The following is a 24,488-nucleotide window of genomic DNA, read 5'->3' on the forward strand; positions in this document are numbered from 1 at the left end:
AATGGCAGAAATTGAAGATCATCGCATTGAAACCATCAATTTATCGCGAACGATGCGCGATTCGTTCTTAGACTACGCGATGAGTGTAATTGTGGCTCGGGCTTTGCCTGATGTTCGCGATGGTTTAAAGCCCGTTCATCGGCGAATTCTTTATGGGATGAATGAGTTAGGGGTTACGCCGGATAAACCGTATAAGAAGTCGGCCCGAATTGTCGGTGACGTCATGGGTAAGTACCATCCCCATGGTGACTCCGCAATTTACGAGTCAATGGTGCGGATGGCCCAAGATTTTAGTTACCGTTACATGCTCGTTGACGGCCATGGTAACTTTGGTTCAGTCGATGGCGATGGCGCGGCAGCGATGCGTTATACCGAAGCTAAAATGAGTAAAATTTCCGTAGAAATGTTGCGGGATATTAATAAAGATACAATTGATTTCCAACCCAACTATGATGGCACTGAACGGGAACCAGTCGTTTTACCAGCACGCTTCCCTAACTTACTAGTTAACGGGGCTACTGGGATTGCCGTCGGGATGACCACTAATATTCCACCGCATAATTTAAGCGAAGTTATTAGTGCGTTACATTTGTTAATGAAAAATCCTGATGCAACGATTGCAGATTTGATGGAAGTTTTACCAGGGCCTGATTTCCCGACTGGCGGAATCGTTATGGGTAAGTCTGGTATTCGCCGAGCTTACGAAACTGGCAAAGGGACGATTATTCTTCGGGCTAAAACTGAAGTTGAGACTAATAAGAGCGGTCGTGAGCGAATTATTGTCCACGAGATTCCTTACATGGTCAACAAGGCCAAATTAGTTGAGCGAATTGCTGAATTAGCACGTGATAAGCGAATTGATGGCATTATCGATTTAGCTGATGAATCCGATCGTGAAGGGATGCGGATCGTCATTGACGTTCGCCGCGATACCAGTGCCACTGTTGTTTTAAATAATCTCTACAAATTAACACCAATGCAAACAACATTCGGGTTTAATATGGTTGCGATTGTTGCTGGTGCACCTAAGCAATTGAGCCTTAAAGAGATTTTACAGTATTACTTGAAGCACCAAGAAGAAGTTATTCGTCGGCGGACTGTTTTTGATTTAAAGAAAGCACAAGCACGGGCTCATATTTTGGAGGGCTTGCGGATTGCGCTGGATCACATTGATGAAATCATTCGGATTATTCGTGGTTCAGAAACAGGTGAAATTGCTAAGAATACTTTGATTAGTAATTTTGGGTTAAGTGACAAACAATCTCAAGCTATTTTGGACATGCGCTTAGTTCGTTTAACTGGCTTGGAACGAGAAAAAATTGAGTCAGAATATAACGAACTGATGAAGACGATTGCTGATTTGAAAGATATTTTGGCTCGTCCAGAACGAATTGACACGATTATTTATCAAGAATTGCTTGAAATTCAACGTCGCTTCGGCGATCCGCGGCGGACCGAATTATTAGTTGGTGAGGAATTAAGCCTTGAAGATGAAGACTTGATTGAAGAAGAAGACGTGATGATTGTCTTGACTCATAATGGCTACGTGAAACGTTTGCCAGCCACTGAGTTTAAAATTCAAAATCGCGGTGGTCGTGGTATTCAAGGTATGGGTGTTCACGATGATGATTTCATCGAACACTTGATTTACACTTCAACGCATGATACTTTGCTGTTCTTCACCGACGTTGGTAAGGTTTATCGGGCGAAGGGTTATGAAATTCCTGAATATGGTCGTACTGCTAAGGGCCTGCCAATTATTAATCTCCTCGGCGTGGAAAATGGCGAGAAGATTGAAACCGTGGTTAAGATTCATGAAGTTCATGACGATGATTCCTTATTCTTTATTACTAAGTTAGGGACGGTTAAGCGGACACCGGTGGCTGAATTCACTAATATTCGCCGCAATGGTTTGCGTGCTTTAACATTACGTGATGGCGATTCTTTAACCAATGTTTTGTTGACTGATGGTATTCAGAATATCTTCATTGGCACACATCTAGGCTATGCTGTTACTTTTAATGAGCAGGATGTTCGTTCAATGGGCCGAACTGCCGCCGGTGTGCGGGGGATTCGTCTTCGCGAGAATGATTATGTTGTGGGCTCAGCCGTCTTACAACCTGATCATGAAGTATTAGTTATTTCCGAGAATGGTTATGGTAAGCGGACTGCAGCTAGCGAGTATCCAGTTAAGGGCCGTGGTGGTAAGGGTATCAAGACCGCCAACATCACCGAAAAGAACGGGCCATTAGCTGGTATGGCCGTTGTTGATGGTAGCGAAGATATTATGCTAATCACTAACGAAGGCGTGTTGATTCGTTTTGCAGTAGCTAACGTTTCGCAAACTGGCCGGGCTACTTTAGGGGTTCGTTTGATCAAGGTCGATAATGGTGCCAAGGTTGCAGCAATGGCTAAGGTCGATCACGAAGAGCCTGAAGATTCTGAAGATCCTGAAGATCCTGATTCTGCAGCAGTTACAGCTGATGATCCGAATGAGGTAGCAAGTGAGGAATCAGCAACTGTCAGTAATCCTGCTGATGAGACACCGCAAGCATTACCAAGTGATGTCCAGAAATTAGTTGATCGCGCTGAACAGCCTGATGATACAGCTACACATGACGATGAAAATACTGATGATCAGAAATAAATTTTAATTTAAAAAAGTAATTTATAAATACTTTGGCGTAATTAATTAGGTAAGCTATTCAACATCCAGTTAATTGCGACCAAAGTATTTTTTTGTGGGAAATTCAGAAATAACGGCTGAAAATTCTAGCTAATTCACAAAATTAAATTGTTAAATTGGCTTAGTTATGATAAACTAGTAGCTTGTGAGTAGCCATATTGACTAACTTACTCCTTGCTCTTAGTAGAAAAGAGCCAATAGTCCACGAGGAGGTGTACAAACCATGACACAAACTAACTATGAAGTTACTTATATCATCAAGCCTGATATCGACGAAGAAGCTAAGGCTGCTTTGATCAAGCATTATGATGAAGTTTTAGCTGCAGATGGTGCTGAAGTGGTTGATTCTAAAGATTGGTCTAAGCGTCGTTTCGCTTATGAAATCAATGATTACCGTGACGGTGTTTATCACATTGTTAATGTGAAGACCGACAACGATAAGTCAATCAACGAATTTGACCGTTTAGCTAAAATCGACAATGCTGTTTTACGTCACATGATCGTTAAACGCGATGACAAAAAATAATTATAAAACTTCAGTGAGATGAGTTCAGGAAGGGGATTTTTTCAATGATTAATCGTGTAGTGCTTATTGGTCGACTAACTCGGGATGTTGAATTACGTTATACCGGTAGCGGTACTGCAGTGGCAACTTTTACACTTGCCGTTAATCGTCAATTTACGAATGCCCAAGGTGAACGTGAAGCTGATTTTATTCAATGTGTACTCTGGCGGAAAGCAGCGGAAAATTTCGCTAATTTCACGCATAAGGGATCTTTAGTTGGTGTCGAAGGCCGGGTGCAAACACGGAATTACGAAAACAATCAAGGAAACCGGGTTTATGTAACCGAAGTTGTCGTTGATAACTTCTCGTTATTGGAACCAAAGAGTAGTCAAGATGGTAGCCATACTAATATGGGCGGTAACGCTAATAATGGTGGCGGTTATCAATCAAACAACACGAATAATAACAACTTCAATAATCAGAATCCGACTGGCCCAACTAATGGGACTGCTAATAACCAAAATCAAGGGAACAATAGTGGCAATAATGCGACGAATGATCCTTTTGCGGATAGTAGCGAACCAATCGATATTTCTGATGATGATTTACCATTCTAAAAGAACTTATTGATTACGCTTGAGAGGAGGAACCAACATGGCTCAACAACGTCGTGGCGGCCGTCGTCGCCGTAAGGTCGATTTTATCGCTGCTAATCACATCGAATATATCGATTACAAAGACACAGAATTGTTGAAACGTTTTATCTCAGAACGAGGTAAAATTTTACCACGCCGCGTAACTGGTACGAGTGCTAAAAACCAACGTAAATTAACAGTTGCGATCAAGCGTGCACGGATCATGGGCTTATTGCCTTTCGTCAGTGCAGAATAATTCTGAATAAACAAACCTCACTTAGCTTATTGCTGGGTGAGGTTTTTATTTTACAATTGGCAGCTGATACTGTGATCAACGTTTTTAAAACCAAATTGTTTAGGCAGAGTAGCGGTCAACTCCATTTCGGCCGGCAGGTATGGAAACGCAGCCCGGATTGATTTGGGCCTTTGGTGTCCATGAAGTGCTCCATTTCAGGTCTGTTCCTCTATCTTTACTAGGTTTTGATGTTTTGGCATTTAATCAACTTCGATCAATGCTGGCCGCGTTCACAACAAGTAAGCTCGAATGGCGTCAAAACTAGTTCTGTTTTAACAGATTTAAGGTCTTGCCAGTTGGGAAGACTACAGAGAAAACTAATTTATGGTAAAATAGTTTTGAATGGATATTTAGCGGAACTAACAACGAAGGGGTATTATGAAGAAGTTTATTAATTTCTTAAGGAATAAATTTGCTTTACCGACCTTTTTCGCCGATTTGCAATTGCGAGTTATCGCGTTGACTGTCCTCGGTATTGCTATTGCTGCCAGTGTGATTGCATTGATTATTGAGCCTATTTTTGGACTCATTTTTCTAGTGGCAATTATTTTGCTAGTCGGTGTTATTTTTTACGGGTTTGAAGTGCTTTCTAAAAATACCAATCAGTATGTTTCCGACTTGTCTTATCGAATTAAACGTGGTGAGCAAGAGGCTTTGATCCAAATGCCGATTGGAATCATGTTATTTGATACTGATTATGAAATTCAGTGGGTCAATCCCACCTTACAGAAGTATTTAGGCGATCGTAGTGTCTTAGGGCGCAAAATTAAAGATGTTGATCCTGATTTGGCTACTTTAATTGAACAACACCAGGAAGACGATGTTTCACGGATTGTTGACTGGGATCAATATAAGTTTGAAATCACGCTACAAGCTAAAGTAGGTGCGCTCTATCTACTGGATGTAACACACTCAGCAAAAATTGAACAACGATTCATTGATCAGCAAATCGTGATTGGCCAAATTTTCATCGATAACTATGATGAAATTACGCAAACAATGGATGATCAAGGGGTTTCCAACTTGAGCAATTACCTGACTAATCGTTTGAGTAATTGGGCAAGTCGTTATGAAATGTTCTTGAAGCGGGTTGATGAGGATCATTTCTTTGTCCTAGCTTACGCTCAATCGTTGGCTAAAGCTGAGAAAAATAAATTTCAAATTTTGGATCGTATTCGTGAAGATACGTCGGCCCAGAATTTTCCGATTACTTTAAGTGTCGGTTTTGCCTATGGTAGCGATGATTTAGCAGATCTTGCCGTCACATCACAGAATAATTTAGATTTGGCTTTAGGACGTGGTGGGGATCAAGTTGTTGTTCGGGCTAAGGGTCAACAAGCTCGTTTCTATGGTGGTAAAACCAATCCGATGGAGAAACGGACTCGAGTTAGAGCACGGATGATTAGCCAAGCCTTACAAGGGTTATTCACACAAGTCCAAGATATTTATGTGATGGGGCATAATCATCCAGATATGGATGCAATTGGTTCCTCACTGGGAATTAGACGGATTGCACAAATGAATAATGTGAAGTGCCACATTGTTTTAGATCAATCATCAATTCATTCTGATGTGCAGCGATTGGTTGCTGAAATCAAACGGTATCCTGACTTGATTCAATGCATAGTTACGCCGGAACAAGCCTTGGCATCAGCAACGGCAAAGAGTATGCTAATTATGGTTGACCATTCTAAGCCGTCAATTTCGATTAGTCCAGAGTTATATCATAAATTAGAGCAACGGGTCGTGATTATTGATCATCACCGTCGTGGGGAGGAATTCCCAGAGAATCCAATGCTAACGTATATTGAGCCTTACGCTTCCTCAACTTGTGAGTTGATAACTGAAATTTTTGAGTATCAGCCAACTGATGCTGAGCCCTTGAATAAGATTGAAGCAACGGCAATGTTAGCTGGTATTTCAGTAGATACGCAATCATTCTCACAGCGAACTGGTACACGAACTTTTGATGCTGCTAGTTATTTACGTTCGGTTGGTGCAGATAATTCCATGGTCCAACGGTTGTTGAAAGAAAATGCTGATGATTTCATTCAGCGTAATCATTTAATTGACGGCATGGAAATGGTGAAACCAAGAATTGCGCTGGCAGTTGGCGAGGAGGGTCAGGCTTATGATCCAGTTATCGCTGCTCAGGCGGCTGATACCATTCTTAGATTAGCTGGTATTGATGCTTCATTTGTCATTAGCCGCAGGGTTGATAATGTTATTGCCATTTCAGCACGAAGTCTTGGCGATTTCAATGTCCAGATAATTATGGAAAAAATGGGTGGTGGTGGCCATTTGTCTAATGCCGCGACTCAACTTAAGGACACGACAATTGAAGAGGCTAAGCAGCAATTAATTACGATTCTGGACCAGCAAGATCAAACTGAGCAGAATCAGCAATCATAGGAGGTTACAACAATGAAAGTTATCTTTTTGAAAGACGTACGTGGTAAAGGCAAGCGTGGCGATGTGAAGGAAGTTCCTGATGGTTATGCGCGTAACTTTTTAATTAAAAATGGTGCTGCCAAAGTTGCAACTAAAGAAGCCATTAGTCAATTACAAGGCCAACAAAAGGCAGAAGCTAAGCAATTAGCTAATGAAAAGGCAGAAGCAGTTGCAATTAAGGAAAAATTAGAAGCCGATGACACGGTAGTTCAACTGAAGTCTAAAGCTGGTGCTGACAGCCGCTTATTTGGTTCAGTACCAAGTAAACAAATTGTTGAAGCTTTGGCGAAACAATATGAAATCACGATTGATAAGCGAAAATTACAATTAGCTGAGCCAATTAAAGCATTGGGCTACACCAACGTGCCAGTGAAATTATTCAATGGTGTTAATGCAACGATCCGCGTTCATATTACTGCCGAATAAGCAGCTATCATTCATAAGTTTAACAATCCGTCAACGAGGATATATTCCCCTTGACGGTTTTTTTTACTATAATAAGAGTGACGAGATTATTAGTTAGAAAATAGGTTAAACGAGTTTTTTAGCGTTATAACGCAGGTAATGAGGAGTAAAAATGGATAATATAGCAAGTCAGTTACCACCAAATAGTGAAGAAGCAGAACAATCAGTACTAGGGGCCGTTTTTCTACAACCAGATGCTTTAATTGATGCTATGGAGTATTTAACTCCGGCTGATTTCTATCATCACGCGAATCAAGTTGTTTTTCAGGCGATGATCAATTTGAATGATCAAAATTTGGCTATTGATGTGGTGACAATGCGCAACGAGCTGGAAAGTCATCATCAATTGGAAGATATTGGCGGTATTGGCTATTTAAGTGATTTGGCCGTTGCCACACCTACTGCTCGCAATATTACCTATTACGCTAAAATTGTTGAAGAAAAATCAATGTTGCGTAATTTAATTGGAACAGCAAATCATATCATAAAAGATAGCTTTCAGCAGGATGATGATGCCGCTACAATTCTTGATAACGCCGAACGGCAGATTATGGATGTTGGACAGAACCGTAATCGTAATGGTTTTAAACAGATCAGTGACGTATTGACGGAATCGCTAGCAAACATCGATGCATTAACTCAAAATGATAGCACCGTTACGGGGTTGTCGACTGGCTATGCCGATTTAGATAAGATTACTGCTGGTCTACATCCAGATGAATTATTGATTTTAGCAGCGCGTCCTGGTGTTGGTAAAACAGCTTTTGCTTTAAATATCGCACAAAATATTGGAACGCGTAATGATGATACGTCGATTGCCATTTTTAGTTTGGAAATGGGTGCGGAACAATTAGTTAACCGGATGGTCTGTGCTGAAGGAAGTATTGATGCTGGTCACTTACGAACTGGTCAATTAAATGATGCTGAATGGCAACAATTAGTCGTCGCAATGGCTAGTTTAGCTAAAGCAAAAATTTATATCGATGATACACCTGGTGTTAAAATGGCCGAGATTCGAGCTAAGTGTCGCCGACTCCAACAGGAACAGAAAAATCTCGGTTTAATTGTGATTGACTATTTACAATTAATTGAAGGTAGTGGCCAAGAGAACCGCCAGCAAGAAGTTTCGGCAATTTCACGGCAATTAAAAAAATTGGCTAAAGAATTACACGTGCCCGTCATTGCTTTGTCACAGCTCTCGCGTGGTGTCGAACAACGACAGGATAAACGCCCCGTGTTATCTGATATTCGGGAATCAGGTTCAATTGAGCAGGATGCTGATATTGTTGCCTTCTTATATCGTGATGATTATTATCGTGATGAAGGTGAAGATGGTGATGGTGACACTTCAGGAGCACCAGCAGTTAATGATGATGAAGATCAAAATGTTGGCCCAGTGGAAGTTATTATTGAAAAGAACCGTTCGGGAGCCCGCGGGACGGTTAATTTATTATTTGTTAAATCCTTTAATAAATTCTCCTCAGTTTCAACACGCGAACAATAATTAATTTTGGGAATTATTTCCCGGGAAATAATCGCATCAAGAAAATACTTAAATGAACAAAAAAAATTTTAAGAAAGCGGTTAAAACACGAACGATAGCAACTACAAATTGATTAATATTAGTGTTTATGATAAGATACTCCTTGGCGTCTGATTTAATCAAGGATAAGGGAGCTGTCGAAATGACTGGTGTAGTGGTAATAGGTACGCAATGGGGCGACGAAGGAAAAGGTAAAATTACCGATTTCTTAAGCAGAAAAGCTAACGCAATCGTTCGATATCAAGGTGGCGACAATGCAGGACATACAATAAAAAATGAGGGCCATGTTTACAAGTTACGTTTGATCCCATCAGGAATTTTGTATGCTGATAAATTTAGTATTTTAGGTAATGGTGTTGTTATTAATCCGGAATCGTTAGTTGCTGAAATTGCGCATATTCATGCTGAGTCGTTAAGTACTGATAAATTTGTCATTTCAAATCGGGCTCACTTAATCTTGCCTTATCACATTGCTCTTGATAAAGCTCAAGAAATTTATCGAGGTGCTAATAAGATAGGGACTACTAATCGTGGCATCGGCCCGGCATATATGGATAAGGCTAGTCGCTCTGGAATCCGCATGGCCGATTTGCTCGAACGTGACGTTTTTGCAGAAAAATTAGCGGAAAATTTAAAGTTAAAAAATGATTTACTAACCAAGGTTTATCATCAAGCACCTTTATCGTTTGATGATATTTTTGAGAAATTTTATCAGTACGGACAACAATTGACACCGTTCGTTCAAGATACTTCGGTATTAATTGATGAAACTGCGCGCCAAGGTGGGAATGTTTTATTTGAAGGTGCCCAGGGTGTGATGTTAGACCTTGATCAGGGAACGTATCCCTATGTTACTTCTTCCAATCCGGCTGGTGGTGTGTCAGTTGGTGCCGGTGTTGGTCCTTCTGAAATAGATCATGTGGTTGGGGTTGCCAAGGCCTATACTTCACGTGTTGGTGATGGGCCATTCCCAACTGAACAATTAAATGAAACTGGTGACTTTATTCGTGAAGCCGGTCATGAATACGGTGTTGTTACTAAACGGCCTCGGCGGATTGGTTGGTTTGATGCCGTGGTGATCCGTCATGCGCGCCGCGTTGCAGGATTGACTGATTTATGCTTAAATTCGATTGATGTGCTAACTGGTTTACCAACTGTTAAAATTTGTGTCGGTTATCGTTTGAATGATGAAACAATTGATCGTTATCCGGCCAGTTTGACGGAATTAGCAAAATGTAAACCGATTTATGAAGAATTACCCGGTTGGACGGAAGATATTACTCAAGCAAAAGCCTTGTCTGATTTGCCAATTAACGCTCAGAACTATCTGAAGCGGATTGCTGAGTTGACTGGTGTACCATTAGCAACCTTTGCCGTGGGGCCTGATCGCCATCAAACCGTTATCTTGCGTGATGTTTGGGATAAATGATTATTAATGGCAGTTATTAAAGGGAGCAATCATCTGAGTGAGATGATTGCTCCCTTTATGTAAAATGACTAAGCTCTTTCTAAATACTAGGCTTAATAAAGATTTAAGTTGTCACGAATTGGTGAAAGCAGAGCTCAAACACGCTTACATTTAAAATCGATCAGGTTGTAGTCCAGTATCGTGGATAAAATAATAAGTTAACCATTGCTGCTGATCATTCACTTTCCAACTGGGTTAAGTGAAGTGAGCAGTTCTACTCAGTAATTCCGGATAGTCATACTATTTAGTCTTACATTAGTAGATCTGGGCTGATTACTCAATATCAATATTTGGCTAGAAATTAATGCTAGTGAATAGTATATTGAAATGATTTAACATCAGATTAAAGGACATGAGCAGTTACAATTTTAAAACCCTCTGATTAAATGTGTTAGCTGCAAATGCTTTTTGGCATCGTAAAGCCTGTTATTCTAATTTGGGATCTAATGTTTATTAGAAGAGGTGATTAAGCCGTAAACTGCCTCACCTAACATACCAAAACCCATTAAATACATTGAAGCCATACTTTGATGAACAATCAGTAACACGACCACTAGTGCATAGACGATTACTAAAAGAATGTTAAGCCACTTTGGATTATTCATTTATCTCATCTCCCAAAATCGATTTTAGCACAGTTACTGAAAAATAAATAAAAAAAGAGAACACAAGTCTGTTTTCTAAACGTTTGCACGCCAGCAGACTCTGTTCTCAGGGTTTGGCACCCACAGACATTATAGCATGTTTTGAATCAAATAACGAAATAATTTTTTAGCAAAATGTTCCACGTGGAACATTTGAGCTCTTCTGAAAACCGATGGCCAGATAGACTAAAATCTAATTTTTTAAGTAAATGCGAGTGAGACAAACAGTGATAAATAGCTTATAATAAAGGCATTGTATGAAATGTTCCACATGAAACATTAAAGGAGATGGCAATATGGAAAAATCTGCAGCAATTGATTTGATTCAAAAACTATCTAACGTTTATGGAATTTCCGCTTTTGAAGATGAAGTGACAGCACTATTCAAAGATGAGGTGGCTGGCTCTGGAAAAGTCAGCGAAGATCATATGCGTAATGTGTTTGTCCAACAAAAAAATAACAACGGTAAAAAACCGATTGTTGAATTGGATGCTCATTCAGATGAGGTTGGTTTCATGATTCGTGCCATTAAGCCAAACGGACAAATGATGTTTGTCCAAGTAGGTGGTTGGGCGACGGTAACCATTCCAGCTCAAAAGGTCAAAATTCGAAATCGGGCTGGTGAATGGATTTCTGGAATTGTTAGTAGTACACCACCACATTTTATGACGCCTGAGGAAAGAACTCGCTTGCCAAAAATGGATGAGTTAAGCATCGATGTTGGCGCAAGTAGCGCAAAAGAAGTCTCAGATGTTTATCAAATTGAAATTGGCGCGCCAGTAGTTCCTGATGTTACTTGTGAATATAATGAAAAAACTGGACTGTTTCTGGGAAAGGCTTTCGATAATCGAATTGGAACAGCATTACTTGCTTCAACTATGAAAGATTTAAGCGAGGATCAGTTAGCAGTTGATCTTGTTGCTGGCCTTTCATCACAAGAGGAAGTCGGTGACCGCGGCGCTGAGGTTGTTGTCCGAAAAATCAAACCAGATTTAGCAATCGTGTTCGAAGGTGCTCCAGCTGATGATACAGTAATGCCTGATTATTTAATTCAAACTGGTCTGCGTAAAGGACCAATGCTACGTCATTTTGATTCAACAATTGTGACGAATCCGCATTTCCAACAATTTGCACTTGACGTCGCCGCTAAGAATGATATTCCTATTCAACGATCAGTTCGTACAGGTGGTGGTCAAGACGGAGCCATTATAAATCGTTATAATGGTGCCCCAACAATTGTTATCAGTGTACCAGTGCGCTATGCACACACACCATATTGCTTTATTGCTTATGAAGATTACGAAAACGCATTGAAATTGGCTAAACTAATTATTCGGCAGTTAAATGCGGAAGTGATTGAAAAGTTCTAGTAAATAAACATAATGAAAGATGTTTTTAAATCATAAAAGAAGGCCACAACCATTAATGGTTGTGGCCTTCTTTTATGATTTATGAACTGAAAATTAATTAACTTCTTCTTGGTGACGACGAGCAATTGCTGGTAGGATGAAACCAATACCAATTAAAACGATCGGTGTTAAGACATTAAGAATTAATTGGAACCACCATGCACTAGGATTGCTAGCATAAGTGATCTTTGGCACCATACCTAAAATACAAGCAAAAGCGGTAAATAGGAAGCACCAAGCACCAAAGCCAAAACCAACTTTAGGATTCTTAACAAACATATAGTCAGAATGGAACTTATCAAGTTGCTTGTTCAGCATCATGAAGGCCCAGAATACCCATAAGTAACGTAATGGCATAACAACTGAGTTAAGATTTAGTAACCAGTTGTAGAGGTTGTTAGTACCACTAATACCAAGAGCAGGAATAATAATGATGATACTAACAAGAATACCGGTCAATTTATAACCATTGATTGGCACACCGCCGCTAGTTTTACGCCGTAGTGCATTAGGTACATATTTAGGATCAGCATCATCAAGCAAAATTCGTAGTGGCGCGTCAATTGAAACAGCTAAAGCAGCAATTGAGGCCATCGCATTTGCAATTGCGTAAATCCAAAGGAGTAGGTTACCAACATGATAGAAATTACCTAGACGTTGGAAAGCAATATAAGCACCGTTGGCCATTAAATCATCAGGAATATTATTCGCATCGAAAATCATGCCCATAGCGAAGGAACCGAGGATTGCCGAAACCGCTACCATGATTGCTAAAGCAATCATGCCCTTAGGAAAGTTTTTGGCAGGATTTTTAGTCTTATTAACATAAGGTGAGATTTTTTCAGCGCCACCTACGGCAAAGACTAACATCGAAATTGTTGTAAAATATTTAAAATCAAACTTAGGAATATAATTACTAACATGGGTCATATTAGCAGTTGCAATAGTGGAACCGGTCATTGCTGGTGCTGACAAGCCTAAGATAATGAATAGGATTGACATGATGAACATTGACATGCCGGCAATTGTCCCAACACGATTCAAAGTGGCAATCCCACGTGAAGCCATATACAAGAAGATTAAGAAAATAACCAAACACAGTGATTGTACAATAATCGATGGTGTATTTTTAACAAAATTACCATTTGAACGGAATAACCAGCTACCAGCAATTAAAATTGACTGAGGCTTTTGTGCGAGATAAGGAATATGAACGACCCAATAGGTCCAAGCCGCAAAATAAGCTAACCGCCGCGTTGAAACTTCTTTGATCCAACTGGAGACGCCACCTTCAGCATCCTTAAATGTGGCACCCATTTGTCCAACCATTAATGTATATGGAACAAAATATAAAATCATGATCAAGATCCAAGAAACAACAACAACTAAACCTTCTTGGGCAAAGTTGTTAACGACGTTTCCTAAACCCCAAACACTAACGAAAGCAAGCAAGGCAATATTATACCAAAATAGCTGCTTAGGTTTTTTCTCATCAGTCATGATTGACCCCCTTAAATTAGATAACAAAAGTATACAAAAACTACTATAAACCAATTTTTGTGGTTAATCATGAGAACTATCTGAGAAAACTAACGAGATTGTTGAAAACCATCAAGGACTATTAAATCAATAGAGCCGTTACTATTGGCTAAATAAAAATGAGAACTAAATCGAATTCTTCATTTTTTGCTAATAAAAAAAGCTCAACAAAATTCTTGGTTGAGCTTTTAGGTTGATTCAACTGGTGCTGCCTAGTGTTTTTAGAAAGAGAGCGTTTTAATCTATGTTCATTTTAATAAAGTTCAGCAAGTAAAAATTAATTGGCTAATTTAGGTTTTATAAATTAACACTATGACTTTGCCCAGCCTTCAAATAGGTTAATTGACTTTGCTGGAAGGCGTGTTTTAAATGCGTTGTTTGTTGGTCGATCTCTTCAGGTGTCCATTGAAAATATGCGGCCATAGCAGTAATAACGGGTTTGGCAATTTTGGTAAAACTTTCAGCCTCGAAAAGCAAGTGGTTTGTTCGACGCAGCAAGTAATCAACTGGTGTTAAAACCATTTCTTCTTCGAGACAGTAATTAAGAATTAGCGTTTCACTTAAAGAGAGTCCAGCTACCGGTTTGGTAGTACGAATGCCAGTAAAAATCTGCAAAGCATTGGAACCAAATAAATCAGTGATTCTTTGTGCCTCCACTTGAGTTAAACCTAAAGCTTCGCCTTGATTACTGATCATTTGTAGCTCTTGAGGAACAGTGTCTGGATTAATATCGCCACCGGAAACTTGGAGATGCTTAGAATCAACTGGTAAAAAGGTCAAATGATGTTTTTCCTTCATTAACTTTGCTAGTAATTGGATGGCACCAGCCGCCATCCGTCGATAGTCGGTAATTTTACCACCGGAAAGAACAATTAGGCCATCTTCCTTGGTTTTTAAGGCACTACCTCGAGAGACTTGCGAAGGTTTAAGAATTTTCTCTGACAAGTCCTGTTCACTGGCGAGGATTGCTTCGGCGATTTCATTACGTGAGGCGCGCCCTTGACTATAATTGTTGACGATGCCAATAACGCGGTCAATACTTTGGTCAGTAATATGGGAACCACCACCGCCATTGTAGTCAGAACTTGAATTAGAAGCAATTAGTGGCCGAATACCTACCCAGCTAGCTTCAATATCACTTAATTTGATTTTGGCTTCAGGGAAGCGCTGATTGACTGTTGACAATAAATAATCGACATCTTGTTGCTCGATTTGTGGATGAACTAAGTCACCGCGATAATCTGTATCTGTGGTACCAAAATAAGTTTTATCAAAACGAGGAATAATGAAAATCATGCGTTCGTCATGGTGTAAACTATCAACGTAAAGTGGCTGCGGAACTGGTAATTTGTGCCAGTCAACTACTAAGTGAATGCCCTTTGTGGGGCGCATTTGTTTTAAAAAGGGGACTTGATCGTCGATTAAATCAATTTGATCAACCCAAGGACCAGCTGCGTTTAAAACAAATTTGGCCTGAATAGTGAAAGTGTTGTCAGATAGTGTGTCTTGCACAGTGGCACCGTTAATGATTCCGGACTCATCGTGGGTCAGCGCGGTGGCTTTGACATGACTAGCAATCACGCCACCAAAAGCGGCCGCCTTTTTGATGTTTTCAATGACTAAACGAGCGTCGTTGTTCGTAAAATCTAAATAAGAGCCACCACCAAGTAAGTTTTCAGAGTTGATTTCAGGAACCTGTTCTAAAACTTCTTCTTTAGTTAGCGTAAAACTGGTTAAATTGGGGTTGGTAATGCCGGCCAGGCGATCATAAAGCCCCATTGCCACCTTTACCGAGAACATATCATATGTGGCGTCTGGCTCACGATAAATAGGTAATAACATGCGAATTGGTCGGGGAATATGTGGTGCGATTCGTTGGACATTCTGCCGTTCCCGAACCGTGTCAGCAACAACACCAACATCGAAATTTTTTAAATAACGGATGCCACCATGCACCATTTTAGTGGAACGTGAAGAAGTGCCTTCTGCAAAGTCTTGCATTTCAATTAAGGCAGTCTTAAAGCCAGAAGCAGCAGCTTGCAATGCTACACCAGCCCCAGTAATCCCACCACCAATGATTAAAACATCAAAATCCTCATTGGCTAAGCGCAATAGATTTTCTTGTCGTGTCGTTGCTGAAAACGTCATGTTACTTTTCCCCCCAAAGGAATCTGATTCGTTAAGTTAAGTTTAGAACAGCAAAAAAAAATTGCAAGCAATCTTTTTTTCATAATTAAATCGTGATTTGGCCTAAAGCCTGCTTTTTTTGAGGAAAGCAAGTACAATTAAGATAGTAAATTTTTTGATGAGGTGAATGAATTATGACAGTTACAATGGCTCTTGTTGGCTTTGGTAAAAGTGCTAATCGTTATCATCTACCATATTTGCAACAGCGGCAGAATCTACGCGTGAAAATGATTTATGACCATGGTTTTCGTCATTATTCTGAGAAACAGGCTGAGTATCGACAAGCTGGGGTTCAATTAACTACCGATTTCTCAGAGCTATTAGCTGATCCTGACATTCAGTTAGTGACGATCACGACCCCAGCTGCCACTCATTTTGAACTAGCCAAGCAATTGCTACTTAATGGTAAGAATGTGCTTGTAGAGAAGCCTTTTTGTGAGACAGCGGAAGAGGCAGAGACTTTACTGAACTTAGCTAAAGAAAAAGGCTTAGTTGCGATGCCTTTCCAAAATCGCCGTTTTGATAGTGATTACTTATCTTTAGCACAGGTTCTACAAGTTGGCTATCTTGGTCGGCCTTTGGAAATTGAATCCCATTTAGATCATTATCGTCGTCAATCAACACAACAGGATGGTGTAGCTATTAATGGTCAGTTTTATGGTTTAGGAATTCATACAATTGATCAGATGGTTGCTTTATTTGGCCAGCCAGATCAAGTCTATTATGATATTCGGCCACAACAAAATCAGGGTAATTTAGATGATTATTATGAAGTTGATCTGTTTTATGATGGCTTTAAAGCTAAAGTGAAGTCTAGTAATTTGATTGCGACGCCTTATCCTAAGTTTATTTTGCATGGTACAATGGGTAGTTTCATTAAATACGGCATCGATCAGCAGGAAAATGATTTAAAAGCACAAATTATGCCAGGTATGACTAACTTTGGTCAAGATGCGCCAAGTGCCTATGGTCATTTGCATTATCAAAATAGCAATGGTGACTGGATCGATAAGGATTTACCGACACCAACTGGCGATTATGGCCGAGTTTATGATGCGATGGTTGCAACCTTAACTGCTGGCCAGCCTAAATTAGTCAGTGATACCGAAATACTAACAGATTTACGAATTCTTGAAGCTGGTATTCAAACAACTGGCCCACATGTTGTTGATTTTACTGATTAAGTTTAATGTAATTGGCGGAACTGACGTGGGGTTAATTGTGTTTGGCGGTGAAATTGAGCGATAAAATAGCTACTACTATTGAAGCCAGTCTGAATGGCCACCTGTTCAATGCTTAATTCTGGTTGGCTGATCAATAACACTTGGGCTTTACGTAAACGTAAATCAGTTAAATATTGTAGTGGTGTTGCATGATAACGCTGCTTGAATTGTCGGTTTAAATGTTGGGTAGTGAAGCCGGAACGTGCTGCTAATTGTTCATTACTAATGGCCTGTTCGTAACGTCGATCAAGGAATTGCTTAATATCAGCCAAGATTGGTAAATTATGCTGGCGTGGATTAAGTAACCCATTTTCTTGCCGGGCTTGATTCAATAAGAGAATAAACCGATAAATAAAAATAGATAGCTCATTGGGATCAGACGTCAAGGTGACGGCTGATCCATTTTTTTCGATAAATTTTTGTAAGGTTAAGTTATTTTTGTTAAATAACTGATAGTTTAGTTGTTGACTATCTAACAAATCACTGGCATTCCGCCCACCAAAAGTTAAATATTCGGTGCGCCACTGATTTGGTTGTACGCTCTGATATTGATGGGGAACATGGGGATTAATTAAAATACCAGTGCCGCGATTTAAGAGAATTGCCTGATCATTAATGGTCACGATACCTTGTCCAGAAGTTGTTTGTAACCAGTGATAATAACGATAACCAGTAGGTCGCTGAACGTCCTCTTGTTGCCAATCCGCGCCGATGCTCTCAAGAAATAAGGGTAGACGATTATTAATTTGAGTAAAAACAACCCGCATATTAAGCACCTCACTGATAAAAGTTCAAATACTAATACTTTCTCTTCAAATCATACGACAAAAAAGCGCTTTTGTCAGTTAAACTGAGATTATTAAAACGTTATCACGTAATAATGGAGGTTAAATAATGACAACAAAACAATTTAAGCGTATTTTGTTTGGCGGCGATTATAACCCTGAACAATGGCCTAAAGAAGTTTGGTATAAGGATATGCAACTGTTGACGAAGGCTGATATTAATGAAGCCACGATTAACGTTTTCTCTTGGGCACAAATTCAGCCTTCTGAGGAACGCTATGATTTTTCAACGCTTGATGAAATTATTAATTTACTAACTGAAAATCATTTTCAAATTGTTTTAGCTACCTCAACAGGTGCTTTGCCAGCATGGATGGCTAATCGTTATCCAGATGTGACGCGGACTGATTTTGAAGGTCGCCATCATCGGTTTGGTGGTCGGCATAATGCTTGTCCTAATAGTCCGATTTTCCGTTATTTTGGTCAAAAATTGGCTGGCGAATTAGCTAAACATTATGGTCACTTAGACAATGTTGTTTGTTGGCATATTTCTAACGAGTATGGCGGTCAATGCTACTGTGACAACTGTGTCGCAGCATTCCGAGTTTGGCTGAAGAAACATTATCAAACACTTGATGCTGTTAATCAGGCCTGGAATACTCATTTCTGGGGTCATACATTTTATGAATGGGAAGAGATTTTTCCACCTAATGATTTAGGTGATGCAATTGGTGAGGATAATTCAACGATTGCTGGATTATCAATCGATTATCGGCGGTTCATGTCTGATAGTATCTTGCAAAACTTCACTGATGAGCGCGATGCTATTCGTCAATTTGATGCTGATACCCCAATTACGACCAACTTAATGGGGACTTTCAAGGATTTAGACTACTTCAAGTGGGCTAAAGAGATGGATCTTGTTTCTTGGGATAACTATCCTTCATACAATACACCGTACAGTTTTACTGCGATGTCCCATGATTTGATGCGTGGGGTCAAGGGTGGCGCGCCATTTATGTTAATGGAACAAACACCTTCACAACAAAATTGGCAACCATATAATTCCTTAAAACGACCTGGCCAAATGCGTTCAATGAGTTATCAAGCAATGGCCCATGGTGCTGACACCATTCAATTCTTCCAATTGCGACAATCACGGGGTGCTACGGAAAAATTCCATGGTGCGGTTATTAGTCATGCTGATACTGACAATACCCGGGTTTTCCGGGAAACCGCTGCTTTAGGACATGAATTAAATGGTTTAGGCACGGAAATCTTAGGTGCACGTACACCAGCTAAAGTGGCAATTATGTTTGATTGGGATAATTATTGGGCTTTAGAGTATGCCAGCGGTCCAACAGTTCAGTTGAAATATGTTGACCAAATTCATCAATATTATGCTGCTTTTTATCGGCAGAATGTCGCTGTCGACTTAATCCCGACTGATTTGTCAGCGAAAGAACTGGCTAAATATGATTTAGTTGTCGCACCGGTACTTTACATGATCAAGGATGGCGTGGCTGCTAACTTAACTAGCTATGTTAAAAATGGTGGCCATTTCTTAACCACCTTCATGAGTGGGTTAGTTGATCGTAACGACAATGTCTTTATTGGTGGCTATCCTGGTCCGCTACGTGAATTACTTGGTGTCTGGGTCGAAGAATTTGATGCATTACCACCAGAAAAGCACTATCAAGTAACATTCAATGATCAAGCTGATTTCACTTGTGATATGCTTTGCGACATTATGCATCTTGAAGGTGCTAAGGCCTTGGCTAAGTATAGCCAAGGTGAGTTCTATCAAAATACACCAGCAGTTACAGAGAATGATTTTGGCCAAGGTCAAGCTTTCTATGTAGGTACCCAACTAGCGGCTAAGGGACTAGATTACTTAGTTGGTCAATTAATCGATCAATTCGGTTGGGAGCATTATGCTACTAGTGAAGCGGTTGAAATTACTCGTCGTGATCAAGCTGATGCTAGTTACTATTTCATTATCAATAATGGTGGTAACACGGAACAAGTTAACTGGACTAAAGCTGGCCAAGACTTGTTGAGTAAACAAGCAGTAGCTACAGGAACACTAGCTTTGGATCCATATGCTGTTAAATTAATCAAAGTAACTAAATAATTTTAGTAAAACTAAGAAAAAAGTGCGTCACAATGGTTAGCTAGTGCACCTTGATGTGGAATCAGAGTGTGACAAAAAAGCGGTCAATCGATGCTTTTTAACGTAAAATACCGAGCAATTCTGCGAGAGAATTGCTCGGTATTTTTGGCGTTAAGCGGAGCCGGTTGTTTTTGAGAACACGTGGCAGCACGCCCATTTCTAGTAATGGGTATAGTCGTTATAACGCTGCTATATAAAAAGCCACTCCATGAGGGGGGTGGAGTGGCGAAAGACTGAATTACCGCTCGGCTGCCCTTGCATAGGTAGATTTTACTGAACAGATGGTAGGAAGGGGGGAATCAAAGAATCGACACAGGGGTGCTCTCAGTTTGATATTATGCCCTAGTCTGTTTAAAAATCGCGGTAAACTAAGTATTTAACTAGATGATTAAGAACTTTATTTTATAGTTCTATGGGAAGAGCCTAAAATTTTAGTGACTGGGTAATTTAAAAATGATAAGATTTTAAATTACAAACAGTTTCACAACAAAGAAACTGAATCCGCTTACTAAAAATAATAGGAAATCTTAATAAGTTAATTATACCAGGTTTTAAAGGCGAAAAGGCACTTTTCTTAATTATTGTGTATTGTAAATCAAATGAGCTGCTTTAGTGACTGGGTGACTAGTTAACTGTTCAATTTCTATTACGGACAAGAGATGTAAAAATTTGTTACCTGTAAATTACTGCAGGCACTTAGGACACTGTTTATTTGTGGTGAGTTATTATTTGTAGCGATTTCGTAAAAAGGTGGGATGGTTTTGTATTGACAGACTTACTTTTAAAAAGTATCATAAAATATGAAATCGTTTCACAATTCTTCTTAGGAGGTTGAAGGTCATGTCTAACCAAACAGCAAAAAACTTGAGTGTGTGTTGTAACTGTTGTTTAATGAACAACAGCTTGGTTCCGTGTGCCTCAAAATCTACCTCTATTGTCGATTTACGATGTTAGTACTAGTGTGAAGATTAGTATTAAATAAAGTTGATCAGTATTGTAGTAATTGCGGCTAGCCACGGATGTTTCTATTCGTGACTAGCTTTTTTAAACCATGGAAGGATTATTTAAAAAATGAAGAACAAGCGATTAATTATTAGCGGGTTATTGGTGGCTGCTTTAGCAATTGGCCTAACAGCTTGTGGCAGTAAACAAGCCACGTCGAATTCTGGTAAGTCAGCCCAGGTCTTGAATCTATCGGCAGCTTCACAGCTAAATACAATTGATATTGCTACGGCGACTGGCTATGGTCAGACTGGGAATGCTTTTGAAAGTTTCTATCGCTTAGGCAAAAATGGAAAGGTTACGCCGGGACTGGCTCAATCCGTTAAGAAAAGTGCTGACGGGTTAACCTATACATTTACCTTACGTGATGCAAAATGGAGTAACGGTGATTCGATTACGGCTCAGGATTTTGTTTATTCATGGCGGCGGACCGTTACACCAAGTACTAAGTCAGAATATGCTTATTTATTTGATGGGATTAAAAATGCTGATGCTATTAATCAAGGCAAGATGAATCCTGATCAAATCGGGATTGCAGCGCCTGATAAAAAAACAGTTGTGGTTACTCTGGAAAAGCCGATTCCTTATTTTAAAGTATTAATGGCTTATCCGTTATTTGGACCCCAAAATCAAAAAGTTATTGAAAAATATGGCAAGAAATATGCCACTAATTCCAAATATATGGTTTACAGTGGTCCCTTTAAGATTACTGGCTGGAAGGGAACCAATAATACTTGGCAATTTGTTAAGAATAAGCAGTATTGGGATGCGGACAAGGTTAAGCTAGATAAAATCAGTTATACCGTTGTTAGTAATGCCCAAACAAGTTTAGACCTCTATCAAAATGGTAAATTAGACTTAAGTCAATTATCGCAAGAGCAGGTCCCAACGTATCAAGATGACAAAGAGTATACGCAATATCCGTATTCCTATGTGAGTTACTTGAGTTATAACTTTGCTTCAAAAGACGCAACTAAGAAAAAGATTTTAACAAATCAAAATGCTCGACTTGCTTTTTCATTAGCGCTCGACCGTGAACAATTAACTAAAAAAGTATTAGGTAGTGGTTCATTAGTACCAACAGGTTTTGTTTCAACAGATTTAGCGAAGAATCCAACGACTGGTGAAGATTTTTCAAAGGCCCAGAAGACTGCTAATACAATGGATTATAATTTGAAATTAGCTAAGTCAAAATGGGCGGACGCTCAACGGGAAACCGGGGTTAAAAAGGTTACCTTGACCTTGTTGGCGGGGAATGATAACGGCGATGATCCTTCAACTAACATTGTAGTGCAATATTTGAAGGGGCAATTAGAGAAAGAATTATCAGGCTTGACGATTAAAATCAGGACTGTACCAACTACGGTTGCTTCAACAGAGCGCCGTGATGGTAATTTTGATATTGCTTTAGCTGGTTGGGGTGCTGACTTCAATGATCCGATTTCTTTCTTACAAATTCCTGAAACCGGAACTTCATATAATTATGGCCAGTACAGCAATCCAGAATATGATGCTTTGGTTGAGAAGGCTTCAAATGCTGATGCTAATAATGAAAAACAGCGTTGGCAAGATTTAGTTGCTGCAAGTCAATTGCTCTCCAAAGACCAAGGCGTAACGCCGTTATACCAAAGCGTATACTCTTACATGCAAAATAAGGATGTTAAGGGAATTATCCATAACACAGCAGGAACTCAATGGAATTACAAATACGCCTATATTAAGTAAGGAATTAAAAACAAGCGGGTACTTTGTGGGTCATCAGGCTGTGACCTAAGTTCTTTTATCAAAAACTAAACGAACTTTACCTGTTGAAACGTGTTCTCAATAGGAAACCAGTTCTACTTAACGGCAAAAACGAGCAATTTCGTCAAGAATTGCTCGTTTTTTTGTACTCAGGTTTACTGTTCTTGTCCAGGCTGTATAACAATCGTTTTAGGAGCTATCTTTTTATAGACATCATAAATTCAGTCACCTTATGTTTTAATAATGGTTGTGGCAATAACAAATAAATATTATCATCTGGTTTTAAATACCAGGTTATGTGTTATAATATCATCGAGAAGGATTTTTGGAGATGATGATAATGATAGTTAAAGCACTTTTTAGTACACCCCAGCATGATACGCATCGTTATGAAGTCCGTAATGAAGTATTTTCAGCGATTACTCATGGCATCGGCTTTGGTTTAGCAGTTGCAGGTTTGATTTTGCTAATTATTCGGGCAGTGAGCTTAAATAGCCCGATTCGAATTGTAACGTTCACAATTTATGGTAGTTGCTTGATATTACTGTACTTATTTTCGACCTTATACCATAGTTTGATTTTTACGAAAGCGCGTCATGTCTTTCAAATTTTTGATCATAGCTCTATTTTCATTTTGATTGCTGGCACCTATACACCATATACTTTGGTAGCCCTAGGTGGTTGGCAAGGTTGGACGATGTTTGGCGTTATTTGGGGTTTAGCAATTTTGGGAATCCTGTATAAGGTTTTTGTTGTTGGTAAACATCCAATTTTTGAAACGTTACTTTATATTTTAATGGGCTGGATCGTGGTGCTCGCATCGCGCCCTTTGGCGGCTAGTATTGGGAGTACTGGCTTATGGCTATTAGTTGCAGGTGGTATTGCGTATACTTTTGGTGCGTTGCTTTACAGTATGCGTGGAATTAAATATATTCATGTTATCTGGCATGTTTTCGTTATGTTAGGTTCATTTTTGATGTTCTTATCTGTTTATCTGTACGTTTAGACAGTATCAATTTTCGCTTAACGTCAAAAAAACGAGCAATTCGAATTGCTCGTTTTTTTTGACGTTAAGATTCACTGGTTAGTCGCTTTGATCATATTTGGAATAAGCATGATGCAAGGCTGACGAGATTAATCAGTCATCAAAAATAATTGTTTCTGAAATTTGAATACTAGCATTAAGTGATTGTGTAACTGGGCAATTTGCTTGTACTAGCCGTAGTGCCCGCGTCGCTAATCCCTGCTTTTCAACGGGGACGTCCTTTAAATAGAAGGTCACACTAATTGTCTTGACTGGATTAACATGACCTGCTTCTTCGCGTTCATAAGAAACGACGGTTTTTTCAAAGGTATAGTTAACCTTTGAATTGGTTAGAATTTCCTGATAGACATAACTTTCGCAAACGGCTGTGGCTGAGACAAGTGCCTGTACAGGTGCATAACCAATGCCACGTTTGAAAGTCCAAGTTTCGGTCTGCGTATTCTGTAAACCATTAGCGGTTTGATTAAAAGTGAGGGTTTCCATGGATAAGACTCCTTTATAAGATAATAATCTAACTAATAATAAGTGTAGCAGTTTTTGAAAATGAAATCGTCTAATGAGGCTCCTTTTTTCAAGCTATTCGTGAAAAATAAATTTTAATCGGGGCTTGTTACCGGAAACGAGCGGTTTACTCTTGCAAAGCCTAGTTAATTAAACTAATCTTAACTTAACAAAAGATAAACGGAGGTA

General features: G+C 39.5%; 18 protein-coding genes. 13 read left to right on the top strand and 5 right to left on the bottom strand.

What is annotated here, in order from left to right; translation table 11 throughout:
* Position 1: 1 nt before the first annotated feature.
* The 8 genes from gyrA (at position 2) to EKM81_RS01140 (ending at position 10,009) form a co-directional block, all read left to right on the top strand.
* Entirely contained in the window at positions 2-2,647 is a 2,646-nt protein-coding gene (gene gyrA, locus EKM81_RS01105) for a DNA gyrase subunit A (RefSeq protein WP_125647133.1), read from the top strand.
* Between the two features lie 262 nt (positions 2,648-2,909).
* The gene (gene rpsF, locus EKM81_RS01110) at positions 2,910-3,212 is read left to right on the top strand and encodes a 30S ribosomal protein S6 (protein ID WP_125647136.1); all 303 of its coding nucleotides are present in this window, start codon (positions 2,910-2,912) and stop codon (positions 3,210-3,212) included.
* A 44-nt stretch (positions 3,213-3,256) separates the two neighbouring features.
* Positions 3,257-3,808, top strand: coding sequence for a single-stranded DNA-binding protein (gene ssb / locus EKM81_RS01115; protein ID WP_125647139.1), 552 nt, complete (start codon positions 3,257-3,259; stop codon positions 3,806-3,808).
* Positions 3,809-3,845: 37 nt separating this feature from the next.
* The gene (rpsR, locus tag EKM81_RS01120; RefSeq protein WP_125647142.1) at positions 3,846-4,082 is read left to right on the top strand and encodes a 30S ribosomal protein S18; all 237 of its coding nucleotides are present in this window, start codon (positions 3,846-3,848) and stop codon (positions 4,080-4,082) included.
* Between the two features lie 417 nt (positions 4,083-4,499).
* Positions 4,500-6,533 carry a DHH family phosphoesterase gene (locus EKM81_RS01125; RefSeq protein WP_125647145.1) on the top strand — a complete coding sequence of 678 codons (2,034 nt, stop codon included), beginning with the start codon at positions 4,500-4,502 and terminating at the stop codon, positions 6,531-6,533.
* A 12-nt stretch (positions 6,534-6,545) separates the two neighbouring features.
* Complete coding sequence (gene rplI / locus EKM81_RS01130) at positions 6,546-6,998, top strand: 50S ribosomal protein L9 (RefSeq protein ID WP_125647148.1); 453 nt, start codon at positions 6,546-6,548, stop codon at positions 6,996-6,998.
* Between the two features lie 151 nt (positions 6,999-7,149).
* Complete coding sequence (dnaB, locus tag EKM81_RS01135) at positions 7,150-8,541, top strand: replicative DNA helicase (protein ID WP_125647151.1); 1,392 nt, start codon at positions 7,150-7,152, stop codon at positions 8,539-8,541.
* Positions 8,542-8,722: 181 nt separating this feature from the next.
* Positions 8,723-10,009, top strand: coding sequence for an adenylosuccinate synthase (locus EKM81_RS01140; RefSeq protein WP_125647154.1), 1,287 nt, complete (start codon positions 8,723-8,725; stop codon positions 10,007-10,009).
* 482 nt (positions 10,010-10,491) lie between these two features.
* On the opposite strand, the gene EKM81_RS11065 is transcribed toward EKM81_RS01140, so the two are convergent.
* Positions 10,492-10,653, bottom strand: coding sequence for a hypothetical protein (locus EKM81_RS11065; protein WP_164509146.1), 162 nt, complete (start codon positions 10,651-10,653; stop codon positions 10,492-10,494).
* A 335-nt stretch (positions 10,654-10,988) separates the two neighbouring features.
* Here EKM81_RS11065 and EKM81_RS01145 point away from each other — a divergent pair, with 335 nt between their 5' ends.
* Complete coding sequence (locus EKM81_RS01145; protein ID WP_125647157.1) at positions 10,989-12,062, top strand: M42 family metallopeptidase; 1,074 nt, start codon at positions 10,989-10,991, stop codon at positions 12,060-12,062.
* A gap of 93 nt (positions 12,063-12,155) precedes the next feature.
* Here the strand turns inward: EKM81_RS01145 and EKM81_RS01150 are convergent, their stop codons facing one another.
* Both EKM81_RS01150 and glpO read right to left on the bottom strand, forming a co-directional pair.
* The gene (locus tag EKM81_RS01150) at positions 12,156-13,601 is read right to left on the bottom strand and encodes an amino acid permease (RefSeq protein WP_125647160.1); all 1,446 of its coding nucleotides are present in this window, start codon (positions 13,599-13,601) and stop codon (positions 12,156-12,158) included.
* A 336-nt stretch (positions 13,602-13,937) separates the two neighbouring features.
* The gene (gene glpO, locus EKM81_RS01155; RefSeq protein ID WP_125647163.1) at positions 13,938-15,788 is read right to left on the bottom strand and encodes a type 1 glycerol-3-phosphate oxidase; all 1,851 of its coding nucleotides are present in this window, start codon (positions 15,786-15,788) and stop codon (positions 13,938-13,940) included.
* A 173-nt stretch (positions 15,789-15,961) separates the two neighbouring features.
* On the opposite strand from glpO, the gene EKM81_RS01160 reads away from it, so the two are divergent.
* Positions 15,962-17,011: an oxidoreductase gene (locus EKM81_RS01160; protein ID WP_125647166.1), complete on the top strand. Its 1,050-nt coding sequence runs from the start codon at positions 15,962-15,964 to the stop codon at positions 17,009-17,011.
* Between the two features lie 2 nt (positions 17,012-17,013).
* Here the strand turns inward: EKM81_RS01160 and EKM81_RS01165 are convergent, their stop codons facing one another.
* Complete coding sequence (locus EKM81_RS01165; protein WP_125647169.1) at positions 17,014-17,817, bottom strand: AraC family transcriptional regulator; 804 nt, start codon at positions 17,815-17,817, stop codon at positions 17,014-17,016.
* A gap of 127 nt (positions 17,818-17,944) precedes the next feature.
* Between EKM81_RS01165 and EKM81_RS01170 the strand changes: the two genes are divergently transcribed.
* From EKM81_RS01170 to trhA, 3 genes are all read left to right on the top strand, one after another.
* Positions 17,945-19,969, top strand: coding sequence for a beta-galactosidase (locus EKM81_RS01170; RefSeq protein WP_125647173.1), 2,025 nt, complete (start codon positions 17,945-17,947; stop codon positions 19,967-19,969).
* A 1,110-nt stretch (positions 19,970-21,079) separates the two neighbouring features.
* Positions 21,080-22,735 carry a peptide ABC transporter substrate-binding protein gene (locus EKM81_RS01175; protein ID WP_125647176.1) on the top strand — a complete coding sequence of 552 codons (1,656 nt, stop codon included), beginning with the start codon at positions 21,080-21,082 and terminating at the stop codon, positions 22,733-22,735.
* 358 nt (positions 22,736-23,093) lie between these two features.
* On the top strand, positions 23,094-23,759 hold the full coding sequence (gene trhA, locus EKM81_RS01180; RefSeq protein WP_125647181.1) for a PAQR family membrane homeostasis protein TrhA: 666 nt from the start codon (positions 23,094-23,096) through the stop codon (positions 23,757-23,759).
* A gap of 132 nt (positions 23,760-23,891) precedes the next feature.
* Here trhA and EKM81_RS01185 read toward each other — a convergent pair whose 3' ends face one another.
* A complete protein-coding gene (locus tag EKM81_RS01185) occupies positions 23,892-24,281 on the bottom strand; it encodes an OsmC family protein (RefSeq protein ID WP_125647186.1) in 390 nt (129 codons plus the stop codon).
* Between the last annotated feature and the right edge of the window lie 207 nt (positions 24,282-24,488).

Origin of the sequence: Lapidilactobacillus gannanensis (assembly GCF_003946675.1) — a bacterium.
GTDB classification, from domain to species: domain Bacteria; phylum Bacillota; class Bacilli; order Lactobacillales; family Lactobacillaceae; genus Lapidilactobacillus; species Lapidilactobacillus gannanensis.

Excerpts from the sequence above, each read along its gene's own strand:
- gyrA (WP_125647133.1), top strand. The coding sequence starts at position 2 with ATGGCAGAAATTGAAGATCATCGCATTGAAACCATCAATTTATCGCGA.
- rpsF (WP_125647136.1), top strand. The coding sequence starts at position 2,910 with ATGACACAAACTAACTATGAAGTTACTTATATCATCAAGCCTGATATC.
- ssb (WP_125647139.1), top strand. The coding sequence starts at position 3,257 with ATGATTAATCGTGTAGTGCTTATTGGTCGACTAACTCGGGATGTTGAA.
- rpsR (WP_125647142.1), top strand. The coding sequence starts at position 3,846 with ATGGCTCAACAACGTCGTGGCGGCCGTCGTCGCCGTAAGGTCGATTTT.
- EKM81_RS01125 (WP_125647145.1), top strand. The coding sequence starts at position 4,500 with ATGAAGAAGTTTATTAATTTCTTAAGGAATAAATTTGCTTTACCGACC.
- rplI (WP_125647148.1), top strand. The coding sequence starts at position 6,546 with ATGAAAGTTATCTTTTTGAAAGACGTACGTGGTAAAGGCAAGCGTGGC.
- dnaB (WP_125647151.1), top strand. The coding sequence starts at position 7,150 with ATGGATAATATAGCAAGTCAGTTACCACCAAATAGTGAAGAAGCAGAA.
- EKM81_RS01140 (WP_125647154.1), top strand. The coding sequence starts at position 8,723 with ATGACTGGTGTAGTGGTAATAGGTACGCAATGGGGCGACGAAGGAAAA.
- EKM81_RS11065 (WP_164509146.1), bottom strand. The coding sequence starts at position 10,653 with ATGAATAATCCAAAGTGGCTTAACATTCTTTTAGTAATCGTCTATGCA.
- EKM81_RS01145 (WP_125647157.1), top strand. The coding sequence starts at position 10,989 with ATGGAAAAATCTGCAGCAATTGATTTGATTCAAAAACTATCTAACGTT.
- EKM81_RS01150 (WP_125647160.1), bottom strand. The coding sequence starts at position 13,601 with ATGACTGATGAGAAAAAACCTAAGCAGCTATTTTGGTATAATATTGCC.
- glpO (WP_125647163.1), bottom strand. The coding sequence starts at position 15,788 with ATGACGTTTTCAGCAACGACACGACAAGAAAATCTATTGCGCTTAGCC.
- EKM81_RS01160 (WP_125647166.1), top strand. The coding sequence starts at position 15,962 with ATGACAGTTACAATGGCTCTTGTTGGCTTTGGTAAAAGTGCTAATCGT.
- EKM81_RS01165 (WP_125647169.1), bottom strand. The coding sequence starts at position 17,817 with ATGCGGGTTGTTTTTACTCAAATTAATAATCGTCTACCCTTATTTCTT.
- EKM81_RS01170 (WP_125647173.1), top strand. The coding sequence starts at position 17,945 with ATGACAACAAAACAATTTAAGCGTATTTTGTTTGGCGGCGATTATAAC.
- EKM81_RS01175 (WP_125647176.1), top strand. The coding sequence starts at position 21,080 with ATGAAGAACAAGCGATTAATTATTAGCGGGTTATTGGTGGCTGCTTTA.
- trhA (WP_125647181.1), top strand. The coding sequence starts at position 23,094 with ATGATAGTTAAAGCACTTTTTAGTACACCCCAGCATGATACGCATCGT.
- EKM81_RS01185 (WP_125647186.1), bottom strand. The coding sequence starts at position 24,281 with ATGGAAACCCTCACTTTTAATCAAACCGCTAATGGTTTACAGAATACG.